This window comes from Anaerotignum sp., from assembly GCF_030625865.1.
GTDB lineage: Bacteria > Bacillota > Clostridia > Lachnospirales > Anaerotignaceae > Chakrabartyella.
On record NZ_DAOUQB010000053.1, the window covers coordinates 1 to 14,013 of the forward strand.

20 protein-coding genes are annotated in these 14,013 nt (G+C 40.3%); all 20 read left to right on the forward strand.

The genetic code is table 11. From position 1 onward, the window contains the following. Positions 1–36 precede the first annotated feature (36 nt). Entirely contained in the window at positions 37–762 is a 726-nt protein-coding gene (hisA, locus tag P9Q65_RS11960) for a 1-(5-phosphoribosyl)-5-[(5-phosphoribosylamino)methylideneamino]imidazole-4-carboxamide isomerase (protein ID WP_304509656.1), read from the forward strand. Further along, positions 759–1,517 carry an imidazole glycerol phosphate synthase subunit HisF gene (hisF, locus tag P9Q65_RS11965; RefSeq protein ID WP_304509657.1) on the forward strand — a complete coding sequence of 253 codons (759 nt, stop codon included), beginning with the start codon at positions 759–761 and terminating at the stop codon, positions 1,515–1,517. Before hisA ends, hisF begins: the two co-directional genes overlap by 4 nt. A gap of 13 nt (positions 1,518–1,530) precedes the next feature. Continuing rightward, complete coding sequence (gene hisIE, locus P9Q65_RS11970) at positions 1,531–2,181, forward strand: bifunctional phosphoribosyl-AMP cyclohydrolase/phosphoribosyl-ATP diphosphatase HisIE (protein WP_304509658.1); 651 nt, start codon at positions 1,531–1,533, stop codon at positions 2,179–2,181. Continuing rightward, positions 2,178–2,996 carry a histidinol-phosphatase gene (locus P9Q65_RS11975; protein ID WP_304509659.1) on the forward strand — a complete coding sequence of 273 codons (819 nt, stop codon included), beginning with the start codon at positions 2,178–2,180 and terminating at the stop codon, positions 2,994–2,996. Before hisIE ends, P9Q65_RS11975 begins: the two co-directional genes overlap by 4 nt. Before the next feature lie 318 nt (positions 2,997–3,314). Beyond that, a complete protein-coding gene (locus P9Q65_RS11980; protein ID WP_304509660.1) occupies positions 3,315–3,470 on the forward strand; it encodes a hypothetical protein in 156 nt (51 codons plus the stop codon). Between the two features lie 343 nt (positions 3,471–3,813). Continuing rightward, positions 3,814–4,272 (forward strand): terminase small subunit, encoded by a 459-nt coding sequence (locus tag P9Q65_RS11985; RefSeq protein WP_304509661.1) that lies wholly within the window; start codon positions 3,814–3,816, stop codon positions 4,270–4,272. Continuing rightward, the gene (locus tag P9Q65_RS11990) at positions 4,256–5,476 is read left to right on the forward strand and encodes a terminase large subunit domain-containing protein (protein ID WP_304509662.1); all 1,221 of its coding nucleotides are present in this window, start codon (positions 4,256–4,258) and stop codon (positions 5,474–5,476) included. Before P9Q65_RS11985 ends, P9Q65_RS11990 begins: the two co-directional genes overlap by 17 nt. Then, positions 5,466–6,740: a hypothetical protein gene (locus P9Q65_RS11995; protein WP_304509663.1), complete on the forward strand. Its 1,275-nt coding sequence runs from the start codon at positions 5,466–5,468 to the stop codon at positions 6,738–6,740. Before P9Q65_RS11990 ends, P9Q65_RS11995 begins: the two co-directional genes overlap by 11 nt. 328 nt (positions 6,741–7,068) lie before the next feature. Then, positions 7,069–7,617 carry a phage scaffolding protein gene (locus P9Q65_RS12000; RefSeq protein ID WP_304509664.1) on the forward strand — a complete coding sequence of 183 codons (549 nt, stop codon included), beginning with the start codon at positions 7,069–7,071 and terminating at the stop codon, positions 7,615–7,617. A 15-nt stretch (positions 7,618–7,632) separates the two neighbouring features. Further along, on the forward strand, positions 7,633–8,499 hold the full coding sequence (locus tag P9Q65_RS12005; RefSeq protein ID WP_304509665.1) for a hypothetical protein: 867 nt from the start codon (positions 7,633–7,635) through the stop codon (positions 8,497–8,499). A gap of 13 nt (positions 8,500–8,512) precedes the next feature. Further along, positions 8,513–8,737, forward strand: a complete 225-nt coding sequence (locus tag P9Q65_RS12010; protein WP_304509666.1) for a hypothetical protein — start codon at positions 8,513–8,515, stop codon at positions 8,735–8,737. A gap of 17 nt (positions 8,738–8,754) precedes the next feature. Further along, entirely contained in the window at positions 8,755–9,105 is a 351-nt protein-coding gene (locus tag P9Q65_RS12015; protein ID WP_304509667.1) for a hypothetical protein, read from the forward strand. Between the two features lie 3 nt (positions 9,106–9,108). Beyond that, entirely contained in the window at positions 9,109–9,474 is a 366-nt protein-coding gene (locus P9Q65_RS12020; RefSeq protein ID WP_304509668.1) for a hypothetical protein, read from the forward strand. After that, positions 9,471–9,866, forward strand: coding sequence for a minor capsid protein (locus P9Q65_RS12025; RefSeq protein WP_304509669.1), 396 nt, complete (start codon positions 9,471–9,473; stop codon positions 9,864–9,866). Before P9Q65_RS12020 ends, P9Q65_RS12025 begins: the two co-directional genes overlap by 4 nt. Beyond that, entirely contained in the window at positions 9,859–10,299 is a 441-nt protein-coding gene (locus P9Q65_RS12030) for a hypothetical protein (protein ID WP_304509670.1), read from the forward strand. The genes P9Q65_RS12025 and P9Q65_RS12030 overlap by 8 nt, the downstream gene beginning before the upstream one ends. After that, a complete protein-coding gene (locus P9Q65_RS12035; RefSeq protein ID WP_304509671.1) occupies positions 10,296–10,790 on the forward strand; it encodes a hypothetical protein in 495 nt (164 codons plus the stop codon). The genes P9Q65_RS12030 and P9Q65_RS12035 overlap by 4 nt, the downstream gene beginning before the upstream one ends. Before the next feature lie 26 nt (positions 10,791–10,816). Then, positions 10,817–11,188 carry a hypothetical protein gene (locus P9Q65_RS12040; RefSeq protein ID WP_304509672.1) on the forward strand — a complete coding sequence of 124 codons (372 nt, stop codon included), beginning with the start codon at positions 10,817–10,819 and terminating at the stop codon, positions 11,186–11,188. After that, on the forward strand, positions 11,185–11,781 hold the full coding sequence (locus tag P9Q65_RS12045) for a bacteriophage Gp15 family protein (protein WP_304509673.1): 597 nt from the start codon (positions 11,185–11,187) through the stop codon (positions 11,779–11,781). The genes P9Q65_RS12040 and P9Q65_RS12045 overlap by 4 nt, the downstream gene beginning before the upstream one ends. A gap of 24 nt (positions 11,782–11,805) precedes the next feature. Beyond that, positions 11,806–13,281, forward strand: coding sequence for a hypothetical protein (locus tag P9Q65_RS12050; RefSeq protein ID WP_304509674.1), 1,476 nt, complete (start codon positions 11,806–11,808; stop codon positions 13,279–13,281). 17 nt (positions 13,282–13,298) lie between these two features. After that, positions 13,299–13,985, forward strand: a complete 687-nt coding sequence (locus P9Q65_RS12055; RefSeq protein WP_304509675.1) for a distal tail protein Dit — start codon at positions 13,299–13,301, stop codon at positions 13,983–13,985. Positions 13,986–14,013 lie beyond the last annotated feature (28 nt).

Consider the following 14,013-nt stretch of genomic DNA (forward strand, 5'->3'; position numbering starts at 1 on the left):
GTCTTGTGTTTTTACGAATAGAAAGAGAGGAACTTTATGAAGCTTTTTCCTGCGATTGATATAATTGAAGGGTGTGCCGTAAGGCTCGTGAAGGGGGATTATGCCCAGAAAACGGTTTATAGTACACAGCCTGTTGCTGTGGCGAAATCCTTTGCAGAAGCAGGGGCAACCTATTTGCATTTAGTGGATTTGGAGGGGGCGAAGGATGGAAGTACCCCAAATTTAGAAGTAATTCGAGAAATTGTGAAAGAAAGCGGCCTGTTGGTTGAAGTGGGTGGTGGGATCCGTTCGGAAGAAACCATTCAAAAATATTTGGATGCAGGGGTTTTTCGTATAATTTTAGGTACAGTGGCGGTTCAAAATCCTGCTTTTTTAAAGGAAATGGTTCAAAAATATGGAGAAAAAATTGCCGTTGGTGTGGATATTAAGGATGGAAAGGTAGCTGTCAAAGGGTGGACAGAGCTTTCTCAGGAAAGTTGCTTTGATTTTTGTGAGAAGCTTGAAAAAATGGGGGTAAAAACCATTATTTGCACGGATATCTCCAAGGATGGGTTGCTTGCCGGTACCAATTTAGCATTATATAAGGAAATGTCTGAAAAGTTCAGTGTGGATATTGTGGCTTCGGGTGGAGTGACCACATTGGAGGATGTGGCACAATTACAAAAAATGGGGATTTACGGTACGATTTTAGGGAAAGCCTTATATACAAAAAATATTGATTTGAAGCAAGCCATTGATTTAACAAAGGGGGCAAGCTTATGATTACAAAAAGAATTATCCCTTGTTTAGATGTAAAAGACGGACGAGTGGTGAAGGGCATCAATTTTGAAGGGCTTTCCGATGTATCCTCTCCCGTTGCCTTGGGGAAATTTTATAGCGACAACGGTGCAGATGAGCTGGTTTTTTATGATATTACGGCTTCGGTGGAGGGAAGAGGGTTATTTACCAATATTTTACGGGAGGTTGCTTCACAAATTTTTATTCCCCTTACCGTTGGTGGGGGTATTAATGCCCTTGAGGATTTTGACCGTGTTTTAAAATGCGGTGCGGATAAGGTAAGTGTAAATTCCGGGGCAATCAAAAATCCCAATCTTGTTTTGGAAGCGGCAAAAAAATATGGAGATCAATGCGTGGTTCTTTCCGTTGACATGAAAAGGGTGGATGGAAAGTTTATGGTATTCGCCAAGGGTGGCAGGGAAAATACAGGCATGCAGGCGCTTGATTGGATTAAACGATGCGAAAAAATGGGTGCAGGGGAAATTGTGGTAAACAGTATTGATACCGATGGCGTAAAAAAAGGGTTTGATCTGGAAATGTTAGAGGCAGTGTGCGATATTGTTTCCATACCCGTGATTGCTTCCGGGGGAGCGGGTTGTATTAAGGATTTTGTTGATTTATTTCAAGCTTTGCCCAAGGTGGATGCGGGTTTAGCAGCATCCATTTTCCATTTTGGAGAGGTTGCCATTCCAGACTTGAAAAAAACTTTGGCGGAAAACAAAATTATTGTAAGAAGGTAAAGGAGAGAAAACCATGCTGAATATAGAGGAATTAAAATTTGATGAAAAAGGCTTGATTCCTGTGGTGGTAGTCGATGCGAAAACCAAAAAGGTATTGACACTTGCATATATGAATCGGGAGAGCCTACAGATTAGTTTAGACGAGGGCAGAACCTGTTTTTGGTCCAGATCCAGACAGGAGTTATGGCGTAAGGGGGAAACTTCGGGTAACGTACAATGGATTGTTTCCATTACTGCAGATTGTGATATGGATGCGCTGACTGTTGAAGTAAATAAGAAGGGGCCAGCCTGCCACTTGGGCGAAGATTCTTGTTTTCATAACCCTATTTTTATGAAAGAAGGATATCATGATTTTTCTATGGATAGCCTGATGGAATTAATTGAGGGCAGAAAGGCAGAAAAGAAAGAGGGCTCCTATACCACATATTTATTTGCAAAGGGTTTAGACAAGATTTTGAAAAAAATCGGGGAAGAATCAACGGAGGTTATCATTGCAGCAAAGGATGAAGATAAAAAGGAAACGGTCTACGAAATTGCCGATTTAGCATATCATGTCATGGTACTTATGGTTGAAGCAGGCATTTCTTTGGATGAAATACGAGGGGAGCTGGCTTCCAGACATGTGATAGACCATAAGGTGAAACAGGAGAAGATGACAAAATGATTCCCAAAATGAATTTTCATACCCATACTACTTTTTGTGATGGAAAGGATTCCCCTGAAAATATGGTTTTAGCAGCCATTGAAAAGGAATTTGCGGCCTTAGGATTTAGCGGACACAGCTATACTTATTTCGATGAGAGCTATTGTATGAGCAAAGAAGGGGTAAAGAAATATCAAAAGGAAATACAGCGACTGAAGAAAGCCTATGCAGACAGAATTTCTATTTATTGTGGTGTAGAACAGGATTTTTATTCCCAAGAAGATATTTCAGATTTTGAATATGCCATAGGTTCCGTTCATTATATAAAAAAAGATGGACAGTTTTTGTCGGTAGACGAAGGAGCAGACATTACAAAAAAGAATATTCAAGAGATATTTGGCGGAGACCCCTATGCCTATGCAAAGGTATATTTTGAAACAGTGTCGGATGTTTTGAAAAAAACGAAGGCAGATATTATCGGACATTTTGACTTACTGACCAAGTTCAACGAAAACAGCGTTTTTTTTGATACAAGAGATAGAAGATATCGAGGGTATGGAACCAGTGCCATTGAGGCTTTAATTCCATATGACAAGCCTTTTGAAATTAACACCGGAGCAATTTATCGTGGATTACGCAGCGAGGCTTATCCGTCTGTTGATTTTTTAAAAGAAATTAAAGGGCGAGGAGGAAAGATACTTCTTTCCAGCGATAGCCATGACGGTAATTCCTTAGGATACTATTTCTATGAAATTGTTAAGTTAGCCTTGGAAATTGGTTTTCAATCGATATTGGTTTGGACGCCCCATGGCTTTGAGGAAGTGGGATTAAAGTAAGTAAAATACTTTTTTTAAGTGATATTTTATTTGTACATGGGTAACCATCTATGGCTCTTTTGTCATGGGTGGTTTTTTTCTATTTTCCAGAAAGAATTGTAATTGGAATTTATACAAATGGAATATAAAATGATTGCTTAGTGGACAACTGAGGGAAAATTGAAGTGAAATAGGAATATTGTAAAAGTTTGGACAAACGGGACGTATAGACGTGATACAGTAATAGCATGGAAAAGTAAATAAGACAGGCAACTCTTAAAAATTTTTTTTATGCATAGTCTATACAATTTTCGGGAAACTATTTTTGAGGTGATAAAAATGGCGAAAGCAGGTATGAGACGACCAAGTCCTGAGGAATCCCACGGAACAGAAAGTAACCACAAAACCAAATTTCCAAAAAACGAAGTTCCCCCTGTTCCTGAAATTCAAGGAAAAGCGAAGCACGGACATGAAAAGGCGGGCAGAATCAATTAATTAGATTTTTCGAAAAACAGTGGTTTTTGTCAAAGGACTTTTTTATGGTCAGAATTAAGAATGAGGTGATATGGTGGATAAAATGAGAAAAAGGCAACAGGAGCAAAAAAGCAAAGATACGTTTAACAATGAGACAAGCTCTCAAAAGGTACAAAATCAAAATGGAACCCATAACTCGGTAAAAGAGGGAATGGGATCTAATACAAAAAGGTAAAAATGAAAAGACATCCGGAGGTTGGGTGTCTTTTTTTATGGGGAATTTTGTTTGTAGGGAAATTCTATTCAGCATAAAGACGAAAAAAGACGGTAAAAGTGCAGTATTAAACTTTTATCGGGAAGGGTGGTGAAGTTGTTGCCAAAAAGCAGCAAAAAGGGTTTGCCTCAATATAAAAACAAGGAGGAGGTAGAGGAATTGGCGGAAAATTATTTTATAAAATGCCGAGGAGAAGTTTTGAGAGATGAGTATGGCAATGTGGTTTATCAAAAAAATGGGGAGCCGACAATGATTGGTGTAAAGCCGCCCACGGTTGCTGGCCTTGCCCGTACCCTTGGCTTTTTATCAAGACAGGATTTTTTGAACTACAAAGGGAAATTTGTCGAAAGTATCGCCAGGGCAAGGCTTATGCTTGAAGGGTATGCAGAAGAACGCCTTTATGACAAAGATGGTTTGCAAGGGGCAAAATTTACGTTAACCAATAATTTTCAAGGATGGGCCGATAAAGCTAGGGAGGATTTTGATTTACAGATTTATGAAAAATTAGACGGTATTTTGGAGGGGATAAACAATGCAGCTAAGCAGTAAGCAAAAAGAATATTGGAATCATGCCAACTGCCGCTGGAATATCAAATCGGGGGCAACACGTTCTGGAAAAACCTATCTGGATTATTACATGATTCCCCGAAGGATTCGTGCTGTGAGAGGAAGGGAAGGGCTTGTGGTAATTCTGGGCAACACAAAGGGAACATTACAGCGAAATATTATTGAGCCTTTGCAAAAAATTTTTACGTCTTCACTGGTTTCTGATATTCATACGGACAATACAGCTATGCTTTTTGGAGAAAAGTGTTATTGTTTGGGAGCGGATAAGGAGAATCAAGTGGATCGTATTCGAGGGGCGAGCATTAAATATTGTTATGGGGATGAGGTGGTGACATGGCACGAGGGGGTTTTTCATATGTTGAAGAGCCGATTGGACAAGCCTTACAGTTGCTTTGACGGAACTTGCAATCCGGAGAGCCCGAATCACTGGTTTTATAAATTTTTGCAAAGTGATGCTGACATTTATTTGCAAAATTATACTTTAGACGACAATCCTTTTTTGAGCAGTGCTTTTGTGAAAAACATTAAAAAAGAATACGGGGGGACTGTATTATACGACCGATATATATTAGGAAAATGGGCGTTGGCGGAGGGATTGATATACAAAGAATTTGCTGATAATCCTGAAAAATTCATGATTCCTAGGGGGGATTTGCCAAAACGTTTTGATTATATTGGCATTGGGCACGACTTTGGAGGAAACAAATCTAACCATGCTTTTGTGGCCACGGGGATTTCCTTTGATAATCATATGTATAAGCTGCGGGCAAAGAGTATTAAGGCTACGGGAATGGGATTTCATGCTTTGGAAAGAGAACTGATTGATTTTGTGGAAGGCGTTATCCGTGATTATGGATATCCCGATGGGATTTACTGCGACAGTGCCGAGCAAACTATGATTAACAGTTATCGCCAGCACACCACATATCCTATTTACAACAGCATCAAACGCCCCATCAACGACAGAATTCGTTGTACCTTACTGCTTATGGGCGGGGAGCGATACCACGTTGTAGAAGGGGAGTGCGATGACCTTATAGGAGGACTTACTACAGCGGTGTGGGACAGTCAGCTTTCGGAGGACAAACGATTGGATAACGGTACCAGTGATATTGACATCTTAGATGCCGATGAATATAGCTTTGAATACAATATTTACAGATTGGTGGGGGGTTATGATGCTTAGAACAGTTTGGGAATACATTTTAAGAATTTTTGGCGTGGCCAAAACAAACACAACAGGAGAGCAACTGACGGAAAATTTAGAATTTACCCAGAAATATGAAGCGACGGAGGAAATGAACCTCACTGCTATTTTTGCCAACAAGCTCTCAACCTTAGCTATGAGCGAAAGCACCGCAGATGTGGTGGGGAACAATAAGAGGGTATTTTTTCTTGACCAATGCTTAGGAGAAGTTTGGGGACAGATGAAACGGGTGGTCTCCCGTATGCTAGGAACGGGAGGATGTATTATTGTACCTTATGTTAGGTTGGGAAAAATACAATTCGATTTATTATCTCAGGAACGTTTGGTTATTCATGAAAAGCAAGGTTGCCGAATTACCAGAGCAACGGTTTTGGCAGATAGTGTCAAGCAAAAAGAGAGACAGTATTTTAGATGGGTAGACTATCGGGTGGTGGACGAGACCCTATATATTACCAATAAGGTTACGGATCAATGGGGAAATGATGCTTTTATTGAGCAATGGACAGGCATTGAGGATCAAGCAATTGCAGGAGTAGACCGTGTATTATTTGCATATTTTCAATCTCCTGTGGATAACCGAAGATTTAGCGATGATTATGGCGTGCCTATTACTTATGGTTGTGATGCTTTGATTAAAGAAATTTTTGAATGTTTTGAGCAAATCAGAGATGAGTATAAGCTGAAGGAAGTGAAGATTTTTGCCGATGAGCGTATGTTTCAAAAGGATCCGAAAACAGGGCTATACCGTATGCCAAGCAAGGTGTTTTTTGCCGCCCATGGTAAGGAAAACGGGGACATGATTGAAGTTTTCAGCCCGGAGATACGTCACAGCAGTTACTATGAGCGTTTACAATATTTATTCGGACTTTTGGAAAAAAGCATTGGCACAAGCAAAGGCATTTTAACGGTGCCGGAAACCAGAGGGGCGACCGCAACGGAAATTAAAGCGGGGATTTATGATACTTACACAATGATTGGGGATATTCGTCTTACGGTGGAGTATGGAATGAGGGATTATCTGTATGCCTGCAATGTTTTAGCAAATTACTACCAGCTAGCACCAATGGGAGAATATGGCGTTCGCTTTGATTGGGATTATGAAATGATTGAAAGCAGCAGTGAAACTTGGGGACAGCTGAAAGATGCTTTGGATTTGGGTGTTAAAAGTAAGGTAGAACTGCGGCAGTGGTTGAATCCCAACGAAACAGCAGATGAAGCACAGAAGGTGTTGGAGGACATCTAAGGTTAGTGGAATTTTGGAACCTTAGCCCAAACCCTATGAAATTTTGAAAAGGTTTAAGTTTTAATACGATTGAAAACCGAAGGTTTTCAGAAAAAGGGTAAAGGGACAGTGTTCCTTGCAGGGGTTTGGGTAAGGAGTCCTCAAGGTTTTGACTTTTGTCTTTGGGTAATAGACGTAAAACAGGCCTGTTTTTTATTGCCTTAAAAAGGGAAAAAAACGTACCCTTGCCAAGGGATAAAACAAGGCGGCTCAATACCGGGACTGGCCGGATAAAAAGGATAGGGTCTAAATGATTGCATATTAACAAAAGGATGAAAGGAGAAAAATTATGGAATGGTTAAAAGAAATATTAAGAGGTTTGGAAAATGCACAGGAGTTAGAAAAGAAAATAACGGATGGAATTGGCAAAAATTTTGTGGCAAGAGGGGATTTTAACGCTTTAAACAACACAAAGAAAAGCTTGGAAGTACAGCTTTCAGAGCTTCAGGAGGGAACTTCTCAAAATGGCGATGTTAGACAAAGGTTGGAAGAGTTAGAGAGAAAAATTGCTATGGAGAAAGAAACGGCACTGCGCAAAGAAAAAGAAGCAGCCCAAGAAGCTTATTTGAAAAACCGTTTTGAACAAGCTACAGGTGAACACAAATGGCGGGATGAACTGACAGAAAAGGCTGTTTTTGCTGAGTTTAAGGCTGCCGTTTCTATGGAGGTAAACAAAGGTAAAGAGGACCAGGAAATTTTAGACGAATTGACTAAGGACAAAAATTATTTTTTAAATCCCAACAGACCCGTTGAAATGGTCGGCATGGGGCGTGTTAGTATGTCCAATGTGGAAGAAAACAAAATGAGAGCACTGATGGGATTAACTTTAAAGGATTGAAAGGAGAGATAGGTTATGGCAATTGCATTGGCGAAAAATTATACAAATTTAATTGATGAGGTTTACAAAAGTGTTTCGGTAACAGCAGATTTAATCAGTGACAACAACATGATGAAAGCGGGGGCAAACGCAAACGAAATTTTGTACCCTCAAATTAGTGTTTCCGGATTAGGCAACTACGACAGAAACAGCGGTTATACCAACGGATCCGTTGATGTGGTTTGGAAAACAGCCACATTTAATTATGACAGAGGGACAAAACTTTCTATTGATGCCATGGATGATGCTGAAACCTTCCAGGTTGCATTTCATATGGCAGGGGCAACACTGCAAAGAGAAAAGGTTGCTCCAGAGGCCGATGCCTTTACTTTTGCGACTTTGGCAGCGACAGAAGGGATTTCTGTTACAACTGCTGCTACTTACGCAACTGCTGAGGCCTTTTTAGAGGCATTGATGGCGGCAAAGAGCAAAATGGATGAGGATGAGGTACCCGAAGAAGGCAGAATTTTATATGCAACCCATGCGCTTTTAAACAGTGTAATGGCTTTAGACACCACAAAATCAAAAGAGGTTTTAACCAGTTTTGAAGTGATTCGAAAGGTGCCCCAGAGCCGCTTTTATACAGCCATTGACCTTTTGGACGGTAAGACCACGGGGGAAGAGTTAGGACATTACAAAAAAGCTGCGGACGGGAAGGACATTAACTTTATGATTGTACATAAGGGGGCGGTGATTAAATTCGACAAGCATGTTGTGGGGGACGTCATTGATCCTACAGGAAACCCAGATGCGGATAGTTATATTGTAAAATATCGCAAATATGGTATTGTGGATGTTTACAAAAATAAAGTGGCAGGTATTTATTTATCTCATAAAGAATAAGGAGGCTTGGTTTATGGCAAAAACAGTTGGCTTAGGCACAAAGCAGGTCGGTAAGAACGCAGAAAGTACTCTCCTAGTGGAGGAAAACAAAAAACTAAAAGCTGAGGTGGGGAAGGTTCTTAAGGAAAAAATGAAGGTTACGGAGGATAACAAAGTTTTGAAAAAAGAAATGGGGCAGCTAAAAAAGATGCAGGCGGAACAATTTTCGATTCCAGATGGTTCGGATGTTGGAGAATAAGAGAGGGGGAATAGGCAATGGCTTATGCAACCTATGAATTTTATCAGGACAGCTACGGGGGAAATGCCATCCCCCTGGCTGACTTTCAACGTTTTTCAAAACGGGCATCAGAATATATTGACATGGCTACCTTTGGGAGAGCTGCCTCCTACAATGATGAAGAGAATTTGGTGAAAAAGGCCTGCTGTGCCGTGGCAGAGGCCATAAAAATAAACGAAGAAGGGGGCGGCGTTGTGGCGGAGAGCGTGGGAAAGATATCTATAAACTATGCCGCCAGTGTTACCAACACGCCGACCGAGGCGGAACGCCTGTCTACAGCCATTTGCCGATACTTAATCCATACGGGGCTTTTATATTTGGGGGTGTAGGGAATGAATACAAGTGAATCATGTACGGTGTTTAATAGGTTTTACGATCCCATATATCGCAAATATATTTTTCAGCCCACAGTGATTTATGGGATTTTTTGGCAGGAGAAAATTGGAGCAAAGCTTACCCAAGACGGATTTTATGAGGAAAATGAGGTACATATTTTTATTCCTTTTTCAGCAGGATTTAAACGGAATTTTTGTGCTTCAGAGGAATTTCAGGAAAATCCCACGGATCATTTTACTCTGCGCCCTGAGGATAAAATTATGCGGGGAATATCCTCGGGAAAAAGTTTAACTATTTTATGTGTCAACACCTTTGATTATGGCAACAAGGACTTACAGCACTGGGAGGTGGTAGCAAAGTGAGCTTTTCAGTGAGTTTTGGAAATTTGGATAAGTTGAAAAAGAAACAGGGATTAGGGGTAGACGGCAGAATACAGCAGTATATAGACCAAAAAGCTCTTCGACTCATGGCGCCGTTTACTCCTTTTAATACAGGAACTTTGCAAAGAAATGTGTATGCGAAAAATGGAGAAATTGTTTATAATGTGCCTTATGCTAAATTTTTGTACTATGGGAAAGTAATGATTTGTCCAAGCACCGGCTCAACCTGGGCAAGAAGCGGGGAGAAAAAAATGCTAACGCAGAGGGAACTTCACTTTAAAGGGGCACCTTTGCGGGGGGCATATTGGTTTTTACGTATGAAGGCTCAATATACAGATGAAATTTTAAAGGGGGCGGGGAAAATTAATGGGTGAGAAAAGTATTACCGAAATGATTCGGGAGTTTTTTTGCACTTGTCCCTTATTAAAAGAAGGGGTAATTCATGTGGATTACCTTGGGATTTGCCCTACGGAATACAGTATCGATGGTGTTCCTGCTAAAAAAGAGGTAAAGTCATATATCGACGGCAGTGCCCTTTGTCAGTTTGTTTTTACTTTTGGCAGTGTGGAGAAATACAGCGATGATGTAGATACAAATCTTGCCAACAGCGGATTTTATGAAAAATTTGCTGCTTGGCTAAAGGAAAAGAGCAAAAAAAAGGAGTTACCCGATTTAGGGGATAGCTGTCAGCCTTTACGAATTGAGGCTGAGGGAGATGGTTATGTGATTGATGCTAGGGAAAATATAGCAAGATACCAGATACAATGTAGGTTGATTTACTTTCAGAAAGGGGAAGAAGAATTATGACAAATGAAACAGTAATGAGAAATCAAATTGCGGATTATTTGAATACAAATACTACCGATGCTCCCAGCTTTGCATTAATGGGGGTGGGCTTTAATACATTGGATGAAAATCCAAATGCGCAGACGGACGGGAAAACTTATATTCATCAAAAAGCGCAGTCAAGTCAGATTAAAAACTATCAGACACAGTTTCCTTTCGACACGGATTTGATTGCATCGGAGGAAGCGGTTATGGCGTTGTATAATATCGGACGAAATCAAAAAATTGGGGCCGATGCTGAGTTGGAATATGTTCGCGTGGAGCTTTTTCAGCCCGATGAAGCAACGAGCAATACTTTCAAAGCAAGAAAATTTAAGGTTGCCGTGGCAGTGACGGGGATTACCGGTGCAGGCGGCGAGGCGGTAAAGGTAACAGGGACGTTGCATGGTGTGGGTGATCCTATTTATGGTACGTTCAACACAACAACAAAGACGTTTGTTAAAACAGCTTAAGGGATGAAGGAAAGGGGGGTTTTTTTTTGAATACTTTTCAAAAAAGAGATACCAAGCGTGAGCTAAGAATTTTAGAAAAAATATATTCCGTTGATTTTGGCAGAGATGATATTACTTTTATTCTAAAAAAGGTTCAGGCGGAACTTGAGAAAATACAGGAAAAAGCAAAAGATAATTCTAACGATGTAACGTGTTTTGAAATTATAAAAAAAGAAAAAAGCGTATTAAAAGAGGCAATTGGAGAGTTTTTAGGCAGTCCCGGTGAGGTTGTTTCTCTTTTTGAAAGCGATGATACCATCATACTCCACAGAGATATTTATACTTTTTTAGTGGAGGAATATATGAAAGTTTTACAAACAAAATCCCCCTATGATGCGGAAAGGATTGAAAGAGTATGAATCTTTTAATTGATCCGTTGCCTGAGAAGCTATGCATTGAAGGAAAGGAATACCCCATTCGCTGGGATTTTCGTGTGGGGATATTATACGAATTATTAATGCTGGATGAAGGGGTAAAAGGGGCTGAAAAGCCCCTTATTGCGTTACGTTTATTTTATCCTGTGATCCCCGAAAACTGGAAAGAGGCCCTGGATGGAATTCAGTGGTTTTACTGTTTAGGAGAGAAAGAAAAATGCTACAGGGGAAGGGTCAATTGCAGAAAACGGGATCGGATTTATTCTTTTGAACATGATGCAGGTTATATTTACAGTGCTTTTTTGGAGCAATATGGGATTGATTTGACAGAGGTATGTGAACTTCATTGGTGGAAATTCCGGTCACTGTTTCAAGGACTTCGTGAAGATACAGCATTTTGCAAAATTATGGGATATCGCGCTATGGAAATTTCCGAGAATATGGGAAAGGAACAAAAAGAATTTTACCGCAAGATGAAGGAATTTTACCGGATTCCATTTTCCAAGGGAGAAGACGAAAAGATGGCTGCCATTGAAAATGCTCTTTTGTTTGGAGGAGATTTAACAGGATTATTATAATTTGTAAGGAAAGAGGTGAGACAGGTGGCATACAATTATGATGGATATTTGAGTTTTGGGACAAGGATAGACGAAAGCGGCTTCGAAAAAGGCGTTAGCAATATGAAAAGTCTAGCAAATCTTAGTTCTAAAGCCATTGCATCCACAATATCAGGCACGGAAAGTAAGGTGGCTTTGTTTACGACATCATTTACCAAAGAGTTAGAAAAAATAACCAACCTTGCCTTGGGCTTAACAAATATTACGGAAAAAAGTATGAATCAAAGGTCTATTCAGGTAGAAAAAAATATGAGCCAACTGGAGAAAACCATTGGTTCCATTTCTGAAGCATCCATTCAAAAGGCAAAGAAAAAAGCGGTTTCCTATAGGGATTTAGGAGCACTCTACTTAAAATATATGAAAGAGGGAATGGATGAAGAAACCTCTGCTGCCATTTCAAGTATGGAATGGCAGGTGGATAGCAATGTAAATGCCTTTGTTGCGGCAAACAAAAAAGCTGCCCCCCAATACAGAAAGGCTGCTCAAGAATTAATGGCGGTTTATAAGGTTGCGCTCAAAGATGGGGCGGATGAGGCCTATAAACTGGTGGAAACTAAAATTGAGGAAATTACAGAAAAAGCCCAAAAACAATACAATGCCATTATGGAAGAAAAGCAACGCATGGAGGAAAAACTTTCGGCGTATGGGGATTTATTTACTTTTAATGTGGATGGAGAGGTTCATCTTGGAAAAATAGATCAGCAAATTGAAGATCTGGAGAAGTATTCAAAAATATTAGACGAACTTCAGGAAAAAGGAATTTCCCAGGGGCTGTTTGATGAAGTTTTGGGGATGGGTGTAGAAGATGGGATGGATTTCGGCGAGGAGTTACTTTCAAAAAGTGATGATTTTTTTTCCGAATATTCTAAAACATGGGAGGAGAAGCAGGAATTAGTAAGGGAAATCGCAGCGAAGTTTTATGATAAAGAGCTGGAGTCTTTGGATGAGGACTTTACTTCCCAAATGAACAAGGCTTTGAGCGATATTCCTTCCCTTTGCCAAGATGTAGGTGTGGATGCTATGGAAGGTGTAGTTAATGGGATGGAGAGCAAACGGAGTGATGCCGTTGCCACAGCAAAAAGTATAGCAGATGCAATTATCAAGGAATTGAAAAGAGCAACCGAGACCGCCAGCCCTTCCAAAAGAGCGGCTAGGGAAGTTGGAAAGCCTTTGACACAAGGCATTATTAAGGGCATGAATGATGCATACAACCCACAGGAACTGCAAGCCTATACAGACAAAATGATGCTGGATATTGGCAATTCTCAAGTCAAGGCGGCCCAAAACGTTTCTTATTTGAACACTTCAAGTGTTGTGAATAGTTCTACTTATAATAATGGCGGCGATTTTGTGTTAAAAATTGAAAAGATGGTAAATGACGGGAAAGGCTCTGTTTCAAGCCTATTGCAGGAAGCGGAGTTTTACCGTAAACAAAAAGTATCGGCGACGGGAGGTGCATAATTCTGGAGCCTTATTTTATTTTTAAAGGAAAAAACAGCAAGGATATGGGGATTTTGATTTCAGCTATGCCCGATATTGTGAAGCCAAAGCCCAGAGAAGAGGAAATTACAATTCCCGGGCGAAACGGAGTTTTGACCATAGACGAGGGGACTTACGAGGGGTATACCCTTTCTGTGACGTGTGGCACAAGGGGTGTGAAAAAACTAGGTGAAATTGCGGCTTGGTTGAATGGGCATGGGAATTTAATCCTTTCCACAGAGCCGGATAAGGTGTATTGGGCAAGGGTAAGCAATGCCATTTCCATTTCCGATGTGATTTATTTATATAACTCATTTTTGGTGCAATTTAAGGTGTTTCCTTTCAAATACTCTGTGGGAGCTGTAAATTCTCACGCTGATGACGTGACTTTGACAACTGCCAGTACAATTAATAACAAAGGTACCGTTTATTCCCAGCCCACAATAACCGTCTATGGCACAGGAGACATTGCGCTGACAATTAATGATACTAATTATGGTCTGACTTCTGTAGATGAATTTATCACCATTGACAGCGAAATGATGGAGGTCTATAAAGGGACAACCAATGCAAACAATAAATATTCTGCCATGGACTTCCCGCGATTTGAAGTGGGAGAGAATCGCATCAGCTGGACAGGGAACGTCACAAAAATAGAAATTGATCCGAAATGGAGGTGGTTATAATGGCACAAGTTTACAATAAAATATATGT